This window comes from Mycobacterium genavense ATCC 51234 (assembly GCF_000526915.1).
In the GTDB taxonomy this organism is placed as follows: Bacteria; Actinomycetota; Actinomycetes; order Mycobacteriales; family Mycobacteriaceae; genus Mycobacterium; species Mycobacterium genavense.
In genome coordinates, this window is record NZ_JAGZ01000008.1 from 129248 (window position 1) to 151400 (window position 22153).

The following is a 22153-nucleotide window of genomic DNA, read 5'->3' on the forward strand; positions in this document are numbered from 1 at the left end:
GCGAGCTTGCTTTAGCGTCCCCATCGTCCCAATGCGAAGAGGTTGACGTTATCTGGTTGCGATCCGGGGCTTCGCCGCGTGTCCGTGCATGCCGGCACGGCCGTCGTCGACTTGGCTCTGCCGTCCGGGATGCCCGTTGCCGCCCTGGTGCCGTCGATCGTCGACGCTTTGAGAAGTCACGGTGGCAGCGGATCGACGGCGGAGCCGTACCGGCTGTCGATTCTCGGCTCGGCCGCTTTGGATTCCGCCACGACGTTGGCGCAAGGCGGTGTCCGCTACGGCGACGTCCTCGTCCTGAGCCAGTCTGCGACGCCGCCACCCGCACCGCGATTCGATGATGTAGCAGAGGCGGTGGCGGAGGCGCTGCACCCCAGGAGATGGAGTCCAGCCCAGATTGACCGGGCGACACGTCTGACCGCCGCGCTGGCCGCCAGCTTTCTGACCGGTGCCGGATGCCTGACACTTGTCCGAAACACGGTCATCGACAACGGTGTTCGCGACCAGGTCGACACCGCGGCAGTCGCGGCGGGCCTCGCGGTCGCGGCCGTACTGCTGGGAGCGTTCGCCAGTCGCGCACACCGTGACGCGATGGCAGGACTGACGCTGAGTCTGGTGGCGACGGCCTTCGCCGCGGTTGCCGGCTTCCTCGCGGTGCCCGGCAGCCCGGGCCTGCCGAATCTGCTGTTGACCGCCACCGCGGCGGCGGTCACGGCCGTGCTGGCGATGCGCGTATCCGGTTGCGGGGAAGTAACTTTGACGGCCGCGGCATGCTTTGCGACGGTCGTCGCGGTCGCCGCGTTCGGGGGTGTCGTCATCGGCGTGCCGGTGCACGCGATCGGCGCGCTGTTGGCGCTGACATCGTTTGGGCTACTCGGGTTGGCGGCGCGGATGGCGGTCCTGGCGTCCGGATTGTCGCCCACCTCAAGCGACCCCGACCCGGCCGCGGACGCGTTGGTCGCCCGTGCCGCGCGTGCCGGTGCCCGGCTGGCGAGTCTGGAGGCCGCGTTCGCGTCCTCGGCGGCCACCGGTGCCGTCATCACCGTCGTGGCGGGCGCACCTCGGCTGAGTTGTGCCGCACTTGCGGCGGCCACCGGTGCGCTACTGCTGTTGCGCGCCAACGCCGTTGACAAGCGAAGGACGCTGGTGGGAGTCGGCGCCGGAGTGGTCACCATCGGAACCACGCTCGAAGTAGCCGCGCGGCAGGCCGCAGCGCACGGCCCGTGGATTGCCGGGGCGACGGCGTCGGTGGTGGCCGCCGCGGTCTACCTCGGGTTCGTCGTTCCCCGGTCGCCGCTGTCACCGGTCACGCGAAAGGCCGTCGAGCTGGTGGAGTGTTCGATCCTGATCGCGATGGTGCCGCTGAGCTGTTGGGCATGCGGCCTGTACACCGCGGCCCGCGGACTGCTCCCGACATGGAGTTGAGCGCCTCGCCCACCGCGCGGCTGCTGGTGGCATCGGTCCTGGTCGCCCTGGCGAGCTTCGGAATGCCGTCGGCCCAAGCGGTTTCGCCACCGGAAGTCGACGACAGGTTGCTGCCGAAGCCGGCACGGCCGGCGCCGCCGCGACCCACCACTCAACGCGAGGTCTGCACGATGGTCGGCGGGAATCCGGGGCCGGGGCGAAATCAGCTCGCCGATCTCGATTTACCGCGCGTCTGGCAGCTGACCCGCGGTGCGGGCCAACGGGTTGCCGTCATCGACACCGGTGTTTCTCGACACGGCCGGCTGCCCGATGTGGTGCCCAGGGGCGACTAGGTGTTCACGGGCGACGGCACTCAGGACTGCGACGCGCACGGGACGTTGGTAACCGGAATCATCGCGGCCGCAGCCGATTCCACGACCGACAGTTTCAGCGGTGTGGCACCCGACGTCACGTTGATCAGCATCCGGCAGTCCAGCTCGAAATTCGCGCCCGCCGGCGACCCGTCGGGCTCCGGCGCCGGCGACGTGGACACCATGGCGAGCGCGATCCGGACGGCCGCCGACCTGGGCGCGTCGGTGATCAACATCTCGTCGGTGGCGTGCGTCCCGGTCACCACGGGGCTCGACGACCGGGCGCTGGGGGCCGCGCTGGCCTACGCCGTCGCCGTCAAGAACGCCGTCGTCGTGGCCGCGGCCGGAAACACCGGTGGCGGCGGGCAGTGCCCACCCCAGCGACCCGATGCGACATGGCAGACCGTCTCGGTCGCGGTCAGCCCCGCTTGGTACGACGACTACGTACTGACCGTCGGCTCGGTGAACACCGCCGGGGCGGCGTCGGCCTTCACCCTGGCCGGGCTCTGGGTCGACGTCGCCGCGATCGGGGAGGCGGTGACGTCGTTGAGTTCCGCGCCGTTGTCCGGGACCAGTTACGCCGCACCGGTTGTCAGCGGTGTGGCCGCCCTGATTCGAGCCCGATTTCCGGCGCTGACCGCGCGGCAGGTGATGCAACGCATCGAGTCGACCGCGCATCATCCACCGACCGGATGGAATCCGTTGGTCGGCAGCGGCACGGTCGATGTACTCGCCGCGGTGAGCACCGACTCGGGCCGGACCGCCATGGCCGTTACGCCGCCCCCGGCCCGCGTGCCGCTGGCCACACCGACACCCAGGGCGGCGAATTCTCGTGCCCGGGACACCGCGTTGCGTGGCGCGGCCATCTGTCTGCTCACCCTGATGTGCGTGGTGACCATCGGTGTGGCCAGGCGGCGGCTACGAGGATCCCGCGACGATACCGCGGGCGACTGACGCGTTCGCCCGGCTCAGTTCCGGCCCGGACGGCAACACCGCGAGCATCGGCCACGGCACGGGGATCGGATCGGTCCGCAGGCCGAGGTCATGCGCGGCGTCGTCGTCGTGAATCGCGAACCGCACGCCGGTGTCGGTGACGAGATAGCGGGCGCCGGCCCGCACGTAGGCGTTGCGGCCGGGGGGCAGGTAGACCGCGTCGAGCGCGGGACCGCGCCCGTCGGCTTGCGACAAGGACACCGGCGCCTGACCGGCCGGCAGCGGCAGGCCGGTCGCGGTCAGCAACCCGGCCCCCGGCCCCGAGCTCACGCAGACGGTGGTCGGGCGTCCGTTCGGGCCGGGGCCGCGGGGTGCGACATCGGGGAACGTCCGCACCGGCAACGCGTCGACGATCGGGGCGCCCCGGATCACATCCGGGGCGCCCCGATGACGTTGGCGCTGCCCCGCGAGTCGCCGAAACGCAGGAGGTCCGCAGTTACCTGGCCGACGCGCTGGACCCCGGTGCTCAACACGGCGTAGTAATCGTCGCCGTCTCCGCGGGCGATGCGCAGCACGCTGCCGACCGGAAAGTCGGCAAGTCCGGCCGCCTTGCCGCCCGCGCCAGCAATGCGGGGTGTCGTGATCGGCGGCGCCTCGGGCACCGCGTTCAGCAACATCTGCGACACGACCAGCGGCGCGCGGCCCTCCAGTCGCAATGCACGCACGACCGCCGTGTCGGCGAGATCCACCACCGCGCGCTGGCCGTTGTAGAGCAGGTAGGCCGGCGCGCCCGTACCCGGCGCGACCAGCAGAGCCTGTTCCCGGGCCAGGCGGTGGACCGACGGCCCCTCGATGCGTCCGACGACGACCGTCGTCGACGATGCCCCGTCCGTGTCACAGATCGTCCAGGCCGCATCAGCACCGCACAACGGCGCGCCGAGCAGCTGCGGTGCACCCGGAATGCCGAGCAATGGACCACGTTTGGTGCGACGCAATTCGGACTCGGGCACGGGCCGGGCGTTGGCGTCCGCCGCCGCAACCAGCCGCGCCGAAGTTCAGCACCGGATGCCAGGTGTCGCCGACTCGCACGAACAGCGCCCCGCTCTGCTTGCCCATCACGATCTGGGCCTGATCCAGCCGTGCCTGGGGCCGCAGCAGCCCCACGAATGCGCATCCCGCCACGGCGATCGCCGCCAGGACGCAGCCGACCGTCAGGGGTCCGGTACGCGCCCGTAGCGGTTCGCTGGAGACCGCGGTGTCACCGTTGCGCAGTGCCCGCTCGATACGACGCAGCAAAAATCGATGACCGCTGATGTGCGCTCAAGTGGCCGGTCGGTAGGGCACTGGCCTCCCAAAGTACCCGAATCCGCAGGTCAGGTTAACCGTCTCCGGACGGCGACGGCTCCGGTTATCCACAGCCGCACAGGTTTGGCCGGGTCGCAATCTGGGTACAGTGGCGACGTGTTTTTTCACCGCATCCGTCCCTATCGGGAGGGCAGCGTGCGGTTAGCCGGTCGCTTCGTCGGCTGGGCGCCGCCGCCCTAGTCACGGCCGCGGGCCTGCTCGCCACGCCGAGTGCCCCCGTCGCCCGCGCCTTCGACTGCCCCGACGTCGAGGTCATCTTTGCCCGCGGCACCAACGAGCCGCCCGGCCTGGGCCGCGTCGGCGATGCCTTCGTCGACTCGCTGCGCCAGCAGACCGGCGGGCTGAACATCCTGCCCTATGGCGTCAACTACGCGGCCAGCAAGCTGCAGCTGCACGGCGGCGACGGCGCCAACGACACCATCGACCGCGTGAAGAAGAGCGTGGAAACCTGCCCCAACACCAAGATCGTGATGGGCGGCTACTCCCAGGGCGCGTCGGTGATGGACATCGTGGCCGGCGTCCCGATCGGCGGCATCAGCTGGGGCAACTCGCTGCCGCCGCAGTACGCCGACAACATCGCCGCCGTGGCCACCTTCGGCGACGTGGCCGACCGCGCTGGCGGGACGCTGCCCAGCCAGAGCAAGTTGCTGGGCTCCAAGGCCATCGACCTGTGCAACCCCAACGACCCGATATGCCACGCCGGACCGGGCAACGAGTGGAGCGGGAACACCGAGGGGTATGTCCCCGTCTACACCACGCAGGCCGCGGCGTTCGTCGCGGCCAAGCTGCTCGGCACCGGCCGTCGGTGCCCGGCTATGGGCCGTCGGTGCCCGGGTACGGGCAGTCTACCCCGGGTGCCGGCCCGCAGTACCCCGGCTCCGGCCCGCTGACCCCGGGACAAGCACCCGGCCCGGTCCCGCAAACCCCGAGCTGTGCCCCGCAGGCGCCCGTGCCGTCGGCGCCGGTGCCGCAAACCGACGTGGTTGCCGCGGTCCACTGACACACCGTCAATAGCCCGTACCATCGCGGCATGAGTTTTGCCGCGAAAAGACCACGGGCGCATAGATATAGCGGTTTGGTAACGGTCGCGCTTCTCGCAGTGGCCGCGATGCTGTTGGGAAACCCGCTGATTCCACACGCCTGGGCGGGTTGCCCGGACGTGGAAGTGGTGTTTGCCCGCGGCACTAACGAGCCGGCCGGCGTCGGGAAGGTGGGCGGGGCCTTCATCAACTCGCTGCGCCAGCAGACCCACCGCAATATCGAGGCGTACGGCGTCAACTACCCCGCCAACGACGACTTCCTGGCCGCCACCGACGGCGCCAACGACGCCAGCGCCCACATCCAGCACATGGCCACCACCTGCCCGAACACCCAGCTCGTGCTCGGCGGCTACTCCCAGGGCGCCGCCGTCATCGACATCGTCACGGCCGCACCGATACCCGCCCTCGGCTTTCGCGACCCGCTACCCGCCGAGGCCGCCGATCACGTCGCCGCGGTGGCGCTGTTCGGCAACCCGTCGGGCCGGGCCGGCAATTTGATGACGGTGCTGAGCCCGGATTTCGGCGGCAAGATCCTCAACCTGTGCAACCCCGGCGACCCGATCTGCTCGGACGGCAACTCGTGGCAGGCCCACCTCAACTACGTGCCCGGATTGACCACCAAGGCCGCACATTTCGTCGCCGGCAAGCTCTAACGGCACAAAGATCCGGTCACACCGCGATCGCACAGTGGTCTCGGCCGTCACTGGTACCCGCCGACAATGCGTACCATCGGCTCATGGGGGTTAGACCGTTGGGCAACACGTTGCTCGCAGCAGTCCTGACCATCGGCCCGGCGGCGGCCCTGGCTCCGATGGCCTCGGCGGCGCCACCGTGTCCGGGCGCCGAAGTGGTGTTCGCCCGCGGGCGTGAGGAGCCGCCCGGCGCCGGCCTGGTCGGCGACGCGTTCGCCAACTCGCTGCGCTCCAAAACGCACCTGCCGCTTGGCGTCTACGGCGTCAACTACCCCGCCGACGTGGATCCGGCCAAGAGCGCCAACGACATGAGCAGTCACGTCCAATACATGGCCAAGCATTGCCCGAACACCCGCGAGGTGCTCGGTGGCTACTCGCTCGGCGCCGTGGCGGCCGACCTGGTGATCGCGGTGACCCAGCCGTCGTTCGGGTTCAAGAACCCGCTGCCGCCGGGCATGGATCAACACGTCGCGGCCGTCGCGCTGTTCGGCAACGGCACCCAGCGCGTGCTCGGTCCGGTCCCCGGCTTCAGCCCGCCTTCGCCGGTAAGACGATCGAGGAGTGCGCCCCCGGCGACCCGATCTGCAACGGCAACGGCAAGGCGGTGTGGGCGTCGCATCTGCAGCCGTCCTACATCGATTCCGGATTGGTGGACCAGGCGGCCAGCTTCGCCGCCGGCAAACTGTAATCCACAGGCGCACAGCCAGTTCCCAGGCGCCTCGAGTGGCGGTTGGCGTCGCGTCACCGGACAATGCAGGCGTGACGACCACCGCCGCGACCGACCGTGACACCTCGCCCGCCGCCCGGGAGACGCTCGAAGACTACACATTGCGCTTCGCCCCGCGCAGCTATCGCAGGTGGTCCACCGCGGTGGTGGGGATCTCGGCACTCGGGGGCATCGCGTATCTGGCCGACTTCGCGATCGGCGCCAACCTCGGCATCACCTACGGCACCGCAAATGCGTTGTGCGGAATCGGGATATTCGCGGTGGTGATCATCGCGACCGGCCTGCCGCTGGCCTACTACGCGGCGCGCTACAACATCGACCTGGATCTGATCACCCGCGGCAGCGGTTTCGGCTACTACGGCTCCGTGGTCACCAACGTGATCTTCGCGACGTTCACGTTCATCTTCTTCGCGCTCGAGGGCTCGATCATGGCGCAGGGATTGAAGCTGGGTCTGCACATCCCGCTGTGGATCGGCTATGCCTGCTCGACGCTGATCATCTCCCGCTGGTGATCTACGGCATGGAAGTTCTTTCCCAGCTTCAACTTTGGACCACCCCGCTGTGGCTGCTGCTGATGGTCGCCCCGTTCGTCTACCTGGTCAGCAGCCACCCGGAGTCGGTGGGCGAGTTCTTCTCCTACACCGGCAAACAAGGCCACGGCGGGGTGAACGCCGGTTCGGCACTGATGGCCGCGGGGGTGTGCCTGGCGCTGATCGCCCAGATCGCCGAACAGATCGACTACCTGCGGTTCATGCCGCCGCGCACGCGAAAGAACTCGCGCAGCTGGTGGACCTGGGTGCTGCTGGCCGGTCCCGGTTGGGTGTTGTTCGGCGCGATCAAGCAGATCGTCGGGTTGTTTTTGGCCGTCTATCTGGTCTTCCACCTGGCGGGTTCGCTGTCGATCGCGAATCAACCGGTGCACCAGTTCGACGAGATCTACGCGAACTTCATGCCGGATTGGCTGGCGTTGACGCTGGCCGTGATCCTGGTGGTGCTCAGCCAGGTCAAGATCAATGTGACGAACGCGTATTCGGGTTCGCTGGCCTGGACGAATTCGTTCACCCGCGTCACCAAGCATTACCCCGGCCGGGTGGTGTTTTTCGCCGTAAACCTGGCGATCGCGCTGATCCTGATGGAAGCCAACATGTTTGACTTCCTGAACACGATCCTGGGGTTCTACGCCAACTGCGGGATGGCGTGGGTGGTCGCGGCGGCCTCCGACATCGTGTTCAACAAGTACCTGCTGAAGCTTTCGCCGAAGGCACCCGAATTCCGCCGGGGCATGCTGTACGCGATCAACCCGGTCGGCTTCGGCTCGATGCTGCTGGCCGCGGGCCTGTCGATCGCCGCGTTCTTCGGCGGCCTCGGCGAGGCGCTGCGGCCGTATTCGCCGTTGGTCGCAATCGTTGTCGCGCTGGTGATGCCCCCGATCCTGGCGATCGCGACCCGCGGCAAGTACTACCTGCGGCGCACGCACGACGGCATCGACCTGCCGGTGTACGACGAGCACGGCAATCCCGCCGCCGATCAGTTGACCTGCCACGCCTGCAATCACGACTTCGAACGTTCGGACATGCTGGCCTGCGTGGCCCACGACGCCCACATCTGCTCGCTGTGCGTGTCCACCGACAAGCGCGCCGAACACCTGCTGGACGCCCAGCCTTAACGCGAGACTTAAGCCATGGCGACGCTTTGCGGCGTGTCTTGTGTGAGGTGTAAGTGTCGCGGCGGTGACGGGCGCGGTGAGCCTTAGTGGGTGCGCAGATCCCGGGTGATCAGGATGCGCGACGCCAGCTCGTCGTCGGGCGGATAGTCCACCCCTATCAAGGTCAGGCCATGTGCCGGTGCGGCCGCGAAGTCGCTGGATCGTGCTGTCGCGCTGAGCAATTCACGACACCACTGCGCCGTGCGCCGGTGTTCGCCGACGGCCAGCAGCGCGCCGACGAGCGAGCGCACCATCTGCCAGCAGAACGCGTCGGCGCTGACGTGCGCGGTGATCAGGTCGCCCTCGCGCGACCAGTCCAGCCGCTGCAGGTCGCGAATCGTGGTGGCGCCGCTGCGATAACGGCAGAAAGCCGCAAAGTCGTTCAACCCCAGCAGGCCCCGGGATGCCGCGTTCATCGCGTCCACGTCCAGTTCGCGCGGCCAGGCGGTAACGTAGCGCGCCTGCTGCGGCTCGACCCCGTACGCGGCCGTCGACAACCGGTACTCGTAGTGACGCCGCAGCGCCGAGAACCGTGCGTCGAAACCAGCTGGGGCGCGAACGATTTCGAGCACCCGGACGTCGGTGGGCAGAAAGCGGCTCAGTCGACGCAGCAGCGGCAGGAATTCCGGATCGCCGTGCCGCGGCGAGCGCGGGTAGGCGTTCGGCAAGGCGGCGGCCGCCACGTCGACATGGGCCACCTGTCCGGTGGCATGTACACCCGTGTCGGTGCGCCCGGCCGCCCACAGCCGTACCGGCGTGCGGAAAACCGTCGTCAGCGCGTCCTCGATGACGCCGGCTACGGTGCGCTGACCGGCCTGCGTTGCCCAGCCCGCGAAATCGGTTCCGTCGTAGGCGATATCGAGCCTAAGACGGACGTCTTCGCTACTTGTCGTCTGACTCGTCACCCTCGTCGGCGGCCTGCGCCTCGGGCTCCTCGGCAGCCGGCTCGGCGGCCGAGGCCTCTTCGACGTCGGCAACGGCTTCCTCGGCCGTCGGGCCTTCGGCCGCCTCGCGCTCGACCGCCGCCTGCGGAGCGGCCGCCGCGGCGACCGGCGCGTCGGCAGTCTTCTTCGACGCCTTCACCCGACGCGCGCGGTCGGCCTCAGAGGTGACGGTCTTTTCCTGCACCAGCTCGATCACGGCCATCGGGGCGTTGTCACCCTTGCGGGCCTCGACCTTGATGATGCGGGTGTAGCCGCCGTTGCGATCGGCGAAGAACGGTCCGATCTCCGCGAAAAGGGCGTGCACCACGTCCTTGTCGCGGATCTTCTTCATCACCTCTCGACGGTTGTGCAGGGTGCCCTTTTTCGCGTGCGTGATCAGCTTCTCCGCGTACGGCCGCAGTGCACGTGCCTTGGGCTCGGTCGTCTTGATGCGACCGTGCTCGAACAGCGATGTGGCCAGGTTGGCCAGCAGAGCCTTCTGGTGCGAAGACGACCCGCCGAGGCGAGGGCCCTTGGTGGGCTTGGGCATTGCACTATCTCCTATTTAGGGGCCGACCCCCGTATCAGGTAGGGCCGGGACGGAAGGATTCTCTTAGAGCTGTTCGGTTTCGGCGTAGTCCTGGTCGTCGTACGCACCCTCGGTGGACCAGGTGCCGGTGGCGACGTCGTAACCGGCGACCTCGGACGGGTCGAAGCTCGGCGGGCTGTCCTTGAGCGACAGGCCCAGCTGGTGCAGCTTGACCTTGACCTCGTCGATGGACTTCTGCCCGAAGTTGCGGATGTCCAGCAGGTCGGACTCGGTGCGGCTGACCAACTCGCCGACGGTGTGCACACCCTCGCGCTTGAGGCAGTTGTAGGACCGCACGGTCAGGTCCAGGTCGTCGATCGGCAGCGCGAACGAGGCGATGTGGTCGGCCTCGGCCGGCGACGGCCCGATCTCGATACCCTCCGCCTCGACGTTGAGTTCTCTTGCCAGGCCGAACAATTCGACCAGGGTCTTACCGGCCGACGCCAGGGCGTCGCGCGGGGTGATCGAGTTCTTGGTCTCGACATCCAGGATCAACTTGTCGAAGTCGGTGCGCTGCTCGACCCGGGTGGCGTCCACCTTGTAGGTGACCTTGAGCACCGGCGAGTAGATGGAATCGACTGGGATACGGCCGATTTCGGCGCCGGAAGCGCGATTCTGCACGGCCGGCACGTAGCCACGGCCCCGCTCGACGACGAGCTCGACCTCGAGCTTGCCCTTGTCGTTCAGCGACGCGATGTGCATGTCGGGGTTGTGCACCGTGACGCCGGCGGGGGGCACGATGTCACCCGCGGTGACCTCGCCCGGACCCTGCTTGCGCAGGTACATGGTCACCGGCTCGTCCTCCTCGGAGGACACGACCAGACCCTTGAGGTTCAAGATGATGTCGGTGACATCCTCTTTGACGCCCGGCACGGTGGTGAACTCGTGTAGCACGCCGTCGATGCGGATGCTGGTGACCGCTGCGCCGGGAATCGACGACAGCAGCGTGCGCCGCAGCGAATTGCCAAGGGTGTAACCGAAACCCGGCTCCAGCGGTTCGATGACGAACTGGGACCGGCTGTCGGTGAGGATTTCCTCGGACAGTGTGGGTCGCTGAGAAATCAGCATGGTGTTCTCTTCTCCTTCTCGGCACCCGCTATTTGATGCCGTTAGGGTTTTCGGGCCGGTCGGCCCGAAAAGTCTTTACTTCGAGTAGTACTCGACGATGAGCTGCTCGGTGAGTGGCACGTCGATCTGTGCGCGCTCGGGCAGCTGGTGGATCAGGATGCGCTGACGCTCCCCCACCACCTGCAGCCAGCTCGGGATCGGGCGGTCGCCCGCCGTCTCCCGCGCGATCTGGAACGGCACGGTGTTCAGCGACCCCTCCCGCACGTCGATGATGTCGTACTGCGACACCCGGTAGCTGGGGACGTTGACGTGCACGCCGTTGACACTGAAGTGCCCGTGGCTGACCAGCTGGCGGGCCATCCGGCGGGTCCGCGCCAGCCCCGCGCGGTACACGACGTTGTCCAGCCGGCTTTCGAGGATCTTCAGCAACTCCTCACCGGTCTTGCCGCTCTGGCGCACGGCCTCTTCGTAGTAGCGACGGAACTGCTTCTCCATCACGCCGTAGGTGAAGCGGGCCTTCTGCTTCTCCTGCAGCTGCAACAGGTATTCGCTTTCCCTGATCCGCGCGCGGCCGTGCTGGCCGGGCGGGTAGGGACGCTTCTCGAAGGCCTGGTCCCCGCCGACGAGGTCGGTGCGCAGCCGGCGCGACTTGCGGGTGATGGGTCCGGTGTAACGAGCCATGGTTGTCCTCCTAGACCCTGCGTCGCTTGGGCGGGCGGCAGCCGTTGTGCGGCTGGGGGGTGACGTCGGAAATCGCGCCGACCTCCAGGCCCGCGGCCTGCAGCGAACGAATCGCGGTCTCCCGGCCCGAGCCCGGGCCCTTCACGAACACGTCGACCTTGCGCACGCCGTGCTCCTGGGCCTTGCGCGCGGCGTTCTCGGCGGCGAGCTGCGCGGCGAACGGCGTCGACTTACGCGAGCCCTTGAAGCCGACGTGACCCGACGACGCCCAGGCGATGACGTTGCCCTGCGGGTCGGTGATGCCCACGATCGTGTTGTTGAACGTGCTCTTGATGTGCGCGGCGCCGTGCGGGATGTTCTTCTTCTCCCGCTTGCGGGTCTTCTGCCCCTTCTTGGGTGCGGAAGCGGCTGCCTTCTTGGCTGGTGGCATTGGCGGTTACCTGGCCTTCTTCTTGCCGGCGATGGTGCGCTTGGGGCCCTTGCGGGTACGCGCGTTGGTCTTGGTGCGCTGGCCGCGCACCGGAAGGCCGCGGCGGTGCCGCAGACCCTGGTAGCAGCCGATTTCGATCTTGCGGCGGATGTCGGCCTGAACCTCGCGGCGCAGGTCACCCTCGACCTTGAGGTTGGCCTCAATGTAGTCGCGCAGGTGGGTCAGCTGGTCGTCGGTCAGATCCCTGGTGCGCAGGTTCCGGTCGATGCCGGTCGCTTCCAGGATCTCGTTGGAGCGGGTACGGCCGATGCCGAAGATGTACGTCAGCGCGATCTCCATCCGCTTGTCGCGCGGCAGATCGACGCCTACTAGTCGAGCCATGGGCGGCGTTTCCTCTTTTTCTATGCGGAGGTCTTTTCCCAGCCCGTCCCTTGCCGGAAAGAACAATTCCGGCGTCGGGGCCCGGCCTCCGACCGGGCGTGGGTAGGCGGCGCATCCGCCTAGTGGTGCTGGGAGGTCATCATTCAGTTGTGTGGGGCTGGGGCGAAAAACTAGCCCTGGCGCTGCTTGTGGCGCGGATCGGTGCAGATCACCATGACCCGCCCATGCCGACGGATCACCCTGCACTTGTCGCAAATCGGCTTCACACTGGGGTTGACCTTCACGGCTTTTCGATCCTGTTCTCGTCTGTTGGGTGGTTACTTGTACCGGTACACGATGCGGCCCCGGGACAGGTCGTAGGGAGACAACTCCACCACCACCCGGTCCTCGGGCAGGATGCGGATGTAGTGCTGCCGCATCTTGCCGCTGATGTGGGCAAGCACCTTGTGGCCGTTCTCCAGCTCAATGCGGAACATCGCATTGGGCAGGGGTTCGACCACCCGGCCCTCGACCTCGATGGCGCCGTCCTTCTTGGCCATAACTGCTCGTCAAATCCTCGTCGTTTGGTTTCGTTGTCGTCTGCGCCAACAACGGCACAGCATTCACACCGACTTTCCGAACGTGAGCCGGTGACAGGAAATTCCTAGGGAACGGACACACAAAAAAGCCGGCGCGAAAGACGCACCGTCGTCCCATGGTACCCGCTTGAGCGGCATGGCCAAAATCCGTGATCCCGTCGCTCCCCGGACCAATCTCGCCGCCACCTCGACCCACCATAGGCCGCCTGACGAGCGCATACTTGACCCCGATGACAAATCCCGCACGTCCCCTTGACGGCGCCGCGCAGTCACGCAAACCGGTGATCCTGACCGTCGACGACGATCCCGCGGTGTCCCGCGCCGTGGCCCGGGACCTCCGGCGCAAATACGGCGAGGAGCACCGCATCGTGCGCGCCGAGTCGGGACCCGAGGCCCTGGAAACCCTCAAGCAGCTGAAACTGCGCGGCGAAACGGTCGCCACGCTCGTCGCCGACTACCGGATGCCGCAGATGACGGGCATCGAGTTCCTCGAGCAGGCGATGATCTGTACCCGGCGGCGCGGCGGATCCTGCTGACCGCCTACGGCGACACCCACGCCGCGATCGACGCGATCAACGTCGTCGACCTCGACCACTACCTGCTCAAGCCGTGGGATCCGCCGGAAGAAAAGCTCTACCCCGTCATCGACGCGCTGCTGGAAGCCTGGCGCGCGACACCGGCGCACGCCATCTCGCACACCAAGGTGATCGGGCATCGCTGGTCGGCACGGTCCTGGGAGGTCCGCGACTTCCTGGCCCGCAACGGGCTGCACTACTCCTGGTTCATGGCCGACGAACCCGAGGGCCAGCGGCTGCTCAACGCCGCCGGCGCCGACAGCCGGCGCCTGCCCGTCGTCGTCACCGAGCAGGGTGACCCGCTGGTCGAACCCACCGACGCCGAACTGGCCGACAAGCTGGGTCTGTCCTCCACGCCGTCGCAGGAGTTCTACGACCTGATCGTGATCGGAGGCGGGCCCGCGGGCCTGGCCGCCGCGGTCTACGACGCCTCCGAGGGGTTGCGCACTGTGCTGATCGAACGCACCGCGACCGGCGGGCAAGCGGGCCAGAGCTCCCGGATCGAGAACTAACTCGGCTTCCCGGACGGGGTGTCGGGCGGCCAGCTGGCCGAACGGGCGCGCCGGCAGGCCGAGAAGTTCGGCGCCGAGCTCATCACCGCCCGCAAGGCGGTCGCCCTCGAGGTGAACGGACCCAAGCGCACCGTGCGGTTCGCCGACGGCGGCTCGATCGACGCGCACGCGGTCATCCTGGCCACCGGTGTCGCCTACCGGAACCTCGACGCCGAGGGATGCAACACGCTCACCGGCTGCGGCGTCTACTACGGCGCCGCGGTGTCGATCGCTTCGGACTGCGAAGACGAAGAGGTCTACGTGATCGGCGGCGCCAACTCCGCCGGCCAGACCGCCATGTATTTGCCGCGAACGGCCAAGTCGGTCAACATCGTGGTGCACGCCCCGTCGCTGGAAGCGTCGATGTCCTACAACCTGATCGAGCAGATCGAGGCGAACCCCAAGATCAACGTTTTGACCTGCACCGAGGTGCGGCGCGCCAGCGGCGACGGCCATCTGGAGAAGCTGACCCTGATCAACAACCGGACCGAGCAAACCGAGGAAGTCTCCTGCGGCCGGATGTTCATTTTCATCGGGGCCGCCCCGCGCACCGAGTGGCTGGACGGGGTGGTGGCCCGCGACGACCACGGCTTCATCCTCACCGGCCCGGACCTGCGCAACGTCTGCGGCTGGACGCTGGACCGCCCACCGCATCATCTGGAAACCAGCGTGCCGGGGGTGTTCGCCACCGGCGACGTCCGCTCCACGTCGGCCAAACGGGTCGCCGCCGCGGTCGGGGAAGGGTCGATGGCCGTGATGCTGGTACACCGCTATCTGGCCGAAAGCTAGGAGCGCCATGACAACCCCGTGTGAGCCCGACGAGCTGCGCAGCCTGTTCCTGTTCGAGGCGCTGACCGACGAACAGCTCACGGTGTTGTGCGCCAACGGCTGCATCGAGGAGTACCAGCCGGGGCCGATCTGCGTGGAAGGCGAACCGGCGACCTGCTTCTACGTGCTGATCGAGGGCGAGCTGGCGATATCCAAGCTCTCCGGCGGCCAGGACATCGAAACCAACCGCACCTCGCAACGCGGGGTGTACGCCGGCGCGTGGCGGGCGTTCACCGGCGGCAAGCAGAAGACCTACGACGCCTCGGTGCACGTGACCAAGCCGTCCCGGTTTTTCGTGATGGACGCGCCCGTGTTCGCCCAGTTCATGCGCGACCAATTCCCGATGGCCGTGCACCTGCTCGACGGCATCGCCGTTGGCACCGACCGGACGCGGCGGATCATCGACAACCGGGAGAAGCTGCTGGCGCTGGGCCGGCTGTCGGCGGGGCTCACCCATCAGCTCAACAACCCGGCCGCCGCGATCTCGCGGGCCGCGTCGGATCTGCGCGAGCGGGTGGCCAACATGCGTCACAAGCTGGCGATGCTGGCCGACGGCACCATCACCCCCGAGGCGTTGAGTGCCCTGGTGCACCTGCAGGAGCGGGTCGCCGAGCAGGTCGCCAAATCCGCTGCGCAGCACCTGAGCGCGCTGGAGACCTCCGACCGCGAGGACGCCGTCGGCGACTGGCTGGAAGACCACGGCATCGACGGCGGGTGGGACATCGCGCCGACGTTCGTCGAGGGTGGCGTCGACACCGATTGGCTGGAGCGGATTTCGGCGGTCACCGACGCGCTCGAGTCGGCGACGTTGGAGCAGGCGATCCGGTGGATCAACTACACCATCGAAAGCGAGCTGCTGATGAACCAGATCCTGGAAGCCAGCAAGCGGATGTTGGCGCTGGTGGCCGACGCCAAGCAGTACTCGCAACTGGATCGCGCCCCATCCCAGGTGGCCAACGTGCACGACCTGCTGCACAGTACGCTGGTGATGTTCGCCGACCGGTTGACCAAGGACGGCAGCAAGGACGGCCCTAAGGACACCCCCACCATCAACCTGGTGAAGGACTGGGACCGCTCACTTCCCGAAATCCCTTGCTATCCAGGCGATCTCAACCAGGTATGGACGATCATCATCGACAACGCGCTCGCCGCGATGCGCGATACGGGCGGCACACTGACCGTGCGCACCTGCCGCTACGGCGACAACATGACCCGCGTCGAAATCTGTGACACCGGTCCGGGAGTTCCGCCGGATATCCGCGAGCACATCTTCGAGCCGTTCTTCACCACCAAGCCGTTCGGCGAGGGCACCGGCCTCGGGCTGGACCTCGCATTCAACATCGTCGTCAAAAAACACCGCGGCGATCTGCGGGTGGAATCGGTGCCCGGCGACACCCGGTTCATCGTGCTGCTGCCGCTGGAAAAGCCGCCCGTCGCCGACGTCGCCGCCGTGGACGACGACGACCTGGACGGCGCCGACCCGGAATAGTGCCGCCACCCGCCGGGGTTAAAGACGCCATGACCGATGCAGCTGCACGCAAGCCCGACCTCGGCCGGTTCGGAACGTTCGGACGCGGCGTCACCCCTACGCAAGCCAGAGAAATCGAAGCCCTCGGCTACGGCGCGGTCTGGGTGGGCGGCTCGCCACCGGCCGAGCTGGCCTGGGTGGAGCCCATCCTGGAAGCGACGAGCACGTTGCAGGTGGCCACCGGGATCGTGAACATCTGGACCGCACCGGCCAACGAGGTGGCCGAGTCGTTCCACCGGATCGACAAGGCCTACCCGGACCGCTTCCTGCTCGGCATCGGCGTCGGTCACCGCGAGGTGATCAGCGAATACCGCAAGCCCTACGACGCGCTGGTCGAATACCTGGACCGGCTCGACGAGTACGGCGTGCCCGCGCATCGGCGGGTGGTGGCGGCCCTGGGCCCGCGCGTCCTCGGGGTCTCGGCGCAACGCAGCGCCGGTGCGCACCCGTATCTGACCACCCCGAAGCACACCGCGCAGGCCCGCGAGCTGATCGGACTGTCGGCATTCTTGGCGCCCGAGCACAAGGTGGTGCTGACCACCGACCCCGACCAGGCCCGCGCTGTCGGACGCAAGGCCCTGGACATGTACTTCAACCTGGCCAACTACCGCAACAACTGGAAGCGGTCCGGCTTCGGCGAGGACGAGGTCGTCCGCCCGGGCAGTGACCGCCTGGTCGACGCCGTGGTGACCTACGGCACCCCCGACGCGATCGCCGCGCGGCTGAACGAGCACCTCGCCGCCGGGGCCGACCACGTGCCCGTGCAGGTCCTGACCAAAGATGAAAACCTGGGCTCGGCGCTGGCCGAACTGGCGGGCCCGCTCGGACTGAAGTAACCAACCGCGGAGGGGACCTCGATGAACGACGCCGCAGCACACAAGCCCGACCTCGGCCGCTACGGCGCCTGGCTGCCGACCCGCTCCATCACACCCGAACTGGCCGCCAAGATCGAAGCCCTGGGTTACTCGGCGGCCTGGGTCGGCGGATCACCGGACGCCGAGCTGGCCTGGGTGGAACCGGCGTTGGCGCAGACCGACTCGCTGCAGCTGGCCACCGGCATCGTCAACATCTGGACGGCTGCGGCCGCACCCGTGGCCGCGTCGTTCAAACGCATCGAAAATGCTTACCCGGGAAGGTTTTTGCTCGGTATCGGGGTGGGCCACCCCGAACACACCCAGGAGTACGCCAAGCCCTACGCCGCACTGGTCGGCTACCTCGACGCCCTCGACGAGGCACTGGTGCCGACCAGCCGGCGGGTGCTCGCAGCGCTCGGGCCCAAGGTGCTGGCGCTGTCCGCCCAACGCAGCGCCGGCGCGCACCCGTACTTGACCACGCCCGAACACACGGCCCGGGCGCGTGAACAACTCGGCAATTCGGTGTTTTTGGCGCCGGAGCACAAGGTGGTGCTGACCACCGACCGCGAGAAGGCGCGCGAGGCCGGCCGCCAGCTCGTCGGGCACTATCTGGGGCTGAGCAACTACGTGAACAACTGGCTGCGGCTGGGGTTCACCGAGAACGACGTGCGCGCACCCGGCAGCGACCGGCTGATCGACGCGGTGGTGGCCTACGGCACCCCGGAGGCCATCGTGAAAAGGCTGGGCGAGCACCTGGATGCGGGCGCCGATCACGTGGCCATCCAGGTGCTGGGCGGCTACGACGAAGCGACGCTGCTGCCCGCACTGAAGGAACTGGCCGGACCGCTTGGGCTGACCCCCGCAAGCTGATCGCCACCCTCGGTTAGGGTTTGACCATGCGGCTGCTGGTCACCGGTGGCGCCGGTTTCATCGGCGCGAATTTCGTGCACAGCACCGTGCGCGAGCGTCCCGACGTTTCGGTTACGGTGCTCGACGCGCTGACGTACGCCGGGCGGCGCGAGTCGTTGGCCGGCGTCGACGACGCCATCGAGCTGGTCGAGGGTGACATCTGCGACGCCGAGCTGGTGTCGGCGCTGGTCGCCGAGTCGGATGCGGTGGTGCACTTCGCCGCCGAGAGCCACGTCGACAACGCGCTGGACAACCCCGAGCCCTTTCTGCACACCAACGTGGTCGGCACCTACACGATCCTGGAGGCGGTACGCCGCCGCGGGATCAGGCTGCACCACATCTCCACCGACGAGGTCTACGGCGACCTGGAACTCGACGACCCGCAGCGGTTCACCGAATCGACGCCCTACAACCCGTCGAGCCCGTATTCGGCGACCAAGGCCGCCGCCGACATGCTGGTCCGGGCCTGGGTGCGCTCGTACGGGGTGCGCGCCACGCTGTCCAACTGCTCCAACAACTACGGGCCGTATCAGCACATCGAGAAGTTCATCCCGCGCCAGATCACCAATCTGCTGACCGGGCGGCGGTGCAAGCTGTACGGCACCGGCGCCAACGTGCGCGACTGGATTCACGTCGACGACCACAACAGCGCGGTGTGGCAGATCCTGGACAAGGGCCGGATCGGGGCGACCTACCTGATCTCGGCCGAGGGCGAACGCGACAACCTGTCCGTGCTGCGCACGCTGCTACAGATGATGGGTCACGACCCCGACGACTTCGACCACGTCACCGACCGCGTCGGCCACGACCTGCGCTACGCCATCGACCCGTCCCTGCTGTACGACGAATTGCACTGGGCGCCAAAGCATACCGACTTCGAAGAGGGATTGCGCGAAACCATCGACTGGTATCGGGCCAACGAATCCTGGTGGCGTCCGCTCAAGGACGCATCGGAAGCCCGCTACGAAGAACGGGGTCAGTGACATGGAAGCCCGCGAACTAAAAGTCCCCGGCGCCTGGGAAATCACCCCGAAGATTCACGGCGATTCCCGTGGCATGTTCTTCGAATGGCTCAAAGACGCCGATTTCCGGGCCTTCGCCGGCCATGGGCTGACCGTCCGGCAGGCCAATTGCTCGGTGTCGGCCGCGGGCGTGCTGCGGGGTCTGCACTTCGCCGAGCTCCCCCCCAGCCAGGCCAAATACGTGACTTGCGTGCGGGGTGCGGTGTTCGACGTGGTGGTCGACATTCGGGTCGGCTCACCGACGTTCGGCCAGTGGGACTCGGTGCTGCTCGACGACAAGGATCGCCGGACGATCTACCTCTGCGAAGGCGTCGGGCACGGTTTCCTTGCGCTGGAAGACAATTCGACGGTGATGTACCTGTGCTCGGCGGAATACAGCCCGCAGCGCGAGCACACCATCCGCGCCACCGACCCGGCGCTGGGTATCGACTGGCCGCTGGTCGACGGGGCCGCCCCGAGCCTGTCCGACCGCGATGCCGCCGCCCCCGGCTTCGACGAGGTGCGCGCGGCCGGGCTGCTGCCCACCTGGGAGGAGGCACAGCGTTTCGCCGCGCAACTGCGTGGTGAGGCCTGAAGCCAAGCAATCGAGCCTTTTCCGCAATTTCCGCTAGCACCGCGATGCGCGACATTACGATGGCCGACAATGCGGGGGCCGGACGACAGATTCAGATTGATGAAACTCGCGCAGGCATTCGATCCCCGCAATAACGCGCTGAATGTCTGGCGTCTGATATTGGCGACGGGCGTGATTTTTGAACACACGTGGCCGCTCACCGACCGCCACTTGCAGCCTCCATTTGACCAGCTCATTTCCCAGGTCTGGGTCGACGGCTTCTTCGTGATTTCCGGCTTCCTGATCACCGCGAGTTGGGTGCACAATCCGCGGCTTCGCTAATACGTCGCGGCCCGGGCACTGCGCATCTTTCCCGGATTGTGGGTCTGCCTACTCGTCGTGGCATTCGTGATCGCTCCGATCGGCGTGGGAATCCAGGGCAGTCCGGTCGCGACGATTTGGTCGTCCACCGCGCCGATCGAATACGTGCTCGATAACGCCGTGCTGAATTTCTTTCACGTCGGTATCGCGGGAACGCCGGCCGGCGTCCCGTGGCCGGGTGTGTGGGAAGGCCCGCTGTGGACCCTCGCCTTTGAACTGATGTGCTACGTCGCCGTTGCCGTCGCCGGGTTGGCCGGGCTTCTCAAACGCCGCTGGCCCGCCCCGGTGGTATTCGGGTTGGCGGTCGCCCTGTCGGCCGTAGTCTCTTACCCGATCATGAAGGTCGAAACGATTCCGCAAATGGTCGCCCGTTTCGCCGTGGTGTTCGCCGCCGGAGCGGTGCTGCACCAGTACCGGGACGTCATTCCGGCGCGGTGGTCGCTGGTCGCTTTGAGCGCCGCCGTCGTCGTCGCGGCCGGCGTGCTGGTGCCCAACTACCGGGTGATCGCGGCTATTCCGCTGGCCTACGCGGTTGTCGTCTCCGGCGCCCTGCTGCACAACCCGCGGTTGAGACTGCGCACCGACCTTTTCTACGGCGTGTACATCTACGCGTGGCCCATGCAACAGTTGCTGGTGATCTGCGGCCTCGGCTTCTTGCCTCCGATTCCATTCACGATCGTCGCCGCGCTGTCCACCCTGCCGTTGGCCACGCTGACCTGGTTCCAGGTGGAAAAGCGCGCGTTGGCGCTGAAATCCCGGTTCCAGCACGACGACAAGCCCGCAACCACCAGGACAGATGTCGCCGCCCCGCGTCCTGTTCGGGGGATCGCGGGCGCCACGTAGTCACGTCGCTTCGGGGCTCCCAAGCGGCAGTCGACTACCTTGGGGATTCCGCGCCGATACCATGGCCGAAAAGGGGTCGGGCGACAACAGATACAGATTGGGCACATGAAGCTAGCGCACGTGTTCGACCCCCGGAATAACGCACTGAATCTTTTCCGGCTGGGGTTGGCCGCCGAGGTCATGCTGTTCCATTCCTGGCCGGTGACCGGGCGCACCCCGCCGCAGGTGCTGCTTCAGCTCCTCGTCGCGGTCGGCGTCGACGGGTTCTTTGCGATCTCCGGATTCCTGATCACCGCGAGTTGGCTCAACGACCCGAAACTGCGGGACTTCCTCACCGCCCGGGCACTTCGCATCCTGCCCGGGTTGTACATCTGCCTGATCGTCACCGCATTCGTGTTCGCCCCACTCAATGTCGCGATCACCGGCGGCTCGGCCGCGAAGTTGCTGACGTCGTTCGCCCCGGTCGAGTACGTCTTGAAGAACAGTGGCGTGGCCTACCTGCAGCACTACATCGGCGGAACACCGGTCGGGGTGCCGTTCGCCGACGGCGGCTGGAACGCCTCCCTGTGGTCGCTGGTCTGGGAGCTGATGTGCTACCTCGCCGTCGCCGCCATCGGCGTTGCCGGACTTGCCAATAGACGCTGCGTTTCACCAGTTCTGTTGATAGTGGCCGTCATTGGCGCAGCGTTGCTGCCGCCGCTCACCTTTCCCGGCGTGTGGACCGTCCCGCAGCTCGCGGCGCGCTCGGCGATCATGTTTGCCGCGGGTGCACTGCTGTACCAGTGGCGCGACGTGATTCCGGCGCGGTGGTCCCTGGTGGCGGTGAGCGTCGTTATCGTCGTCGTCGCGTCCGCCCTACTGCCGGATTATCGGGTGATCGCGGCCCTTCCGCTCGCGTATGCCGTTGTCGCGTCGGCCATCATGCTGCACAACCCACGCTTGCAATTGCGGACCGACCTGTCCTACGGCGTCTACATCTACGCCTTCCCGACTCAGCAACTGCTGGCCAGCTGTGGGCTTGCGACGCTGAATCCAATAGTGTTCGCCGGACTTTCGACGCTGGCCGTCGTACCGCTGGCAGCGCTGAGCTGGTTCCTGATAGAGAAACCCTCGCAGTCGCTCAAGACGCGGCTCAAGCGAAAGTGGTCCGGCTCTGAACTCGCGGAAGCCAATCCGGCCGGCTAGGTACTGCCTTTGCTGCGGCGCACGTCACTTTGTCGCGCGC

16 protein-coding genes and 7 pseudogenes are annotated in these 22153 nt (G+C 67.3%); 14 read left to right on the forward strand and 9 right to left on the reverse strand.

The features are described from left to right. Positions 1–78: 78 nt before the first annotated feature. Complete coding sequence (gene eccD / locus T428_RS0117790) at positions 79–1422, forward strand: type VII secretion integral membrane protein EccD (RefSeq protein WP_025737531.1); 1344 nt, start codon at positions 79–81, stop codon at positions 1420–1422. Further along, positions 1413–2726, forward strand: a pseudogene (mycP, locus tag T428_RS29195) (type VII secretion-associated serine protease mycosin). Before eccD ends, mycP begins: the two are co-directional and overlap by 10 nt. On the opposite strand, the pseudogene eccB reads toward mycP, so the two are convergent. After that, positions 2691–4019, reverse strand: a pseudogene (gene eccB, locus T428_RS29200) (type VII secretion protein EccB). The pseudogenes mycP and eccB overlap by 36 nt on opposite strands. A gap of 212 nt (positions 4020–4231) precedes the next feature. Between eccB and T428_RS29205 the strand changes: the two are divergent. From T428_RS29205 to T428_RS29215, 4 genes and pseudogenes are all read left to right on the forward strand, one after another. Beyond that, positions 4232–5070, forward strand: a pseudogene (locus tag T428_RS29205) (cutinase family protein). A gap of 30 nt (positions 5071–5100) precedes the next feature. Next, complete coding sequence (locus T428_RS0117815) at positions 5101–5763, forward strand: cutinase family protein (RefSeq protein ID WP_051465272.1); 663 nt, start codon at positions 5101–5103, stop codon at positions 5761–5763. Between the two features lie 83 nt (positions 5764–5846). After that, positions 5847–6490: pseudogene (locus T428_RS29210) on the forward strand (cutinase family protein). Between the two features lie 71 nt (positions 6491–6561). Then, positions 6562–8195, forward strand: a pseudogene (locus T428_RS29215) (purine-cytosine permease family protein). An 83-nt stretch (positions 8196–8278) separates the two neighbouring features. Here T428_RS29215 and truA read toward each other — a convergent pair. The 8 genes from truA to infA form a co-directional block, all read right to left on the reverse strand. Continuing rightward, positions 8279–9139: a tRNA pseudouridine(38-40) synthase TruA gene (gene truA / locus T428_RS0117830; protein WP_025737535.1), complete on the reverse strand. Its 861-nt coding sequence runs from the start codon at positions 9137–9139 to the stop codon at positions 8279–8281. Further along, positions 9117–9707 (reverse strand): 50S ribosomal protein L17, encoded by a 591-nt coding sequence (gene rplQ / locus T428_RS0117835; protein ID WP_025737536.1) that lies wholly within the window; start codon positions 9705–9707, stop codon positions 9117–9119. The genes truA and rplQ overlap by 23 nt, the downstream gene beginning before the upstream one ends. A gap of 63 nt (positions 9708–9770) precedes the next feature. Then, on the reverse strand, positions 9771–10814 hold the full coding sequence (locus tag T428_RS0117840; protein ID WP_025737537.1) for a DNA-directed RNA polymerase subunit alpha: 1044 nt from the start codon (positions 10812–10814) through the stop codon (positions 9771–9773). Between the two features lie 75 nt (positions 10815–10889). Continuing rightward, positions 10890–11495 (reverse strand): 30S ribosomal protein S4, encoded by a 606-nt coding sequence (rpsD, locus tag T428_RS0117845; RefSeq protein ID WP_025737538.1) that lies wholly within the window; start codon positions 11493–11495, stop codon positions 10890–10892. A gap of 10 nt (positions 11496–11505) precedes the next feature. Beyond that, positions 11506–11925, reverse strand: a complete 420-nt coding sequence (rpsK, locus tag T428_RS0117850) for a 30S ribosomal protein S11 (protein WP_025737539.1) — start codon at positions 11923–11925, stop codon at positions 11506–11508. A gap of 6 nt (positions 11926–11931) precedes the next feature. Then, complete coding sequence (gene rpsM / locus T428_RS0117855) at positions 11932–12306, reverse strand: 30S ribosomal protein S13 (RefSeq protein ID WP_025737540.1); 375 nt, start codon at positions 12304–12306, stop codon at positions 11932–11934. 170 nt (positions 12307–12476) lie between these two features. Beyond that, entirely contained in the window at positions 12477–12590 is a 114-nt protein-coding gene (gene rpmJ, locus T428_RS0117860; RefSeq protein ID WP_025737541.1) for a 50S ribosomal protein L36, read from the reverse strand. A gap of 33 nt (positions 12591–12623) precedes the next feature. After that, positions 12624–12845, reverse strand: coding sequence for a translation initiation factor IF-1 (gene infA, locus T428_RS0117865; RefSeq protein ID WP_003418601.1), 222 nt, complete (start codon positions 12843–12845; stop codon positions 12624–12626). A gap of 269 nt (positions 12846–13114) precedes the next feature. Between infA and T428_RS29220 the strand changes: the two are divergent. The 8 genes and pseudogenes from T428_RS29220 (at position 13115) to T428_RS0117905 (ending at position 22113) form a co-directional block, all read left to right on the forward strand. Beyond that, a pseudogene (locus tag T428_RS29220) lies at positions 13115–14799 on the forward strand (NAD(P)/FAD-dependent oxidoreductase). Positions 14800–14806: 7 nt separating this feature from the next. After that, on the forward strand, positions 14807–16327 hold the full coding sequence (locus T428_RS0117875; RefSeq protein WP_025737542.1) for an ATP-binding protein: 1521 nt from the start codon (positions 14807–14809) through the stop codon (positions 16325–16327). 29 nt (positions 16328–16356) lie between these two features. Beyond that, a complete protein-coding gene (locus T428_RS0117880; protein WP_025737543.1) occupies positions 16357–17202 on the forward strand; it encodes an LLM class F420-dependent oxidoreductase in 846 nt (281 codons plus the stop codon). Between the two features lie 21 nt (positions 17203–17223). After that, the gene (locus T428_RS0117885) at positions 17224–18090 is read left to right on the forward strand and encodes an LLM class F420-dependent oxidoreductase (RefSeq protein WP_025737544.1); all 867 of its coding nucleotides are present in this window, start codon (positions 17224–17226) and stop codon (positions 18088–18090) included. Between the two features lie 26 nt (positions 18091–18116). Then, positions 18117–19112, forward strand: a complete 996-nt coding sequence (rfbB, locus tag T428_RS0117890; RefSeq protein WP_025737545.1) for a dTDP-glucose 4,6-dehydratase — start codon at positions 18117–18119, stop codon at positions 19110–19112. A 1-nt stretch (position 19113) separates the two neighbouring features. Beyond that, complete coding sequence (gene rfbC / locus T428_RS0117895; RefSeq protein ID WP_025737546.1) at positions 19114–19725, forward strand: dTDP-4-dehydrorhamnose 3,5-epimerase; 612 nt, start codon at positions 19114–19116, stop codon at positions 19723–19725. A 69-nt stretch (positions 19726–19794) separates the two neighbouring features. Beyond that, positions 19795–20928, forward strand: a pseudogene (locus tag T428_RS29225) (acyltransferase family protein). Between the two features lie 105 nt (positions 20929–21033). Continuing rightward, the gene (locus tag T428_RS0117905) at positions 21034–22113 is read left to right on the forward strand and encodes an acyltransferase family protein (protein WP_025737547.1); all 1080 of its coding nucleotides are present in this window, start codon (positions 21034–21036) and stop codon (positions 22111–22113) included. Positions 22114–22153: the final 40 nt, after the last annotated feature.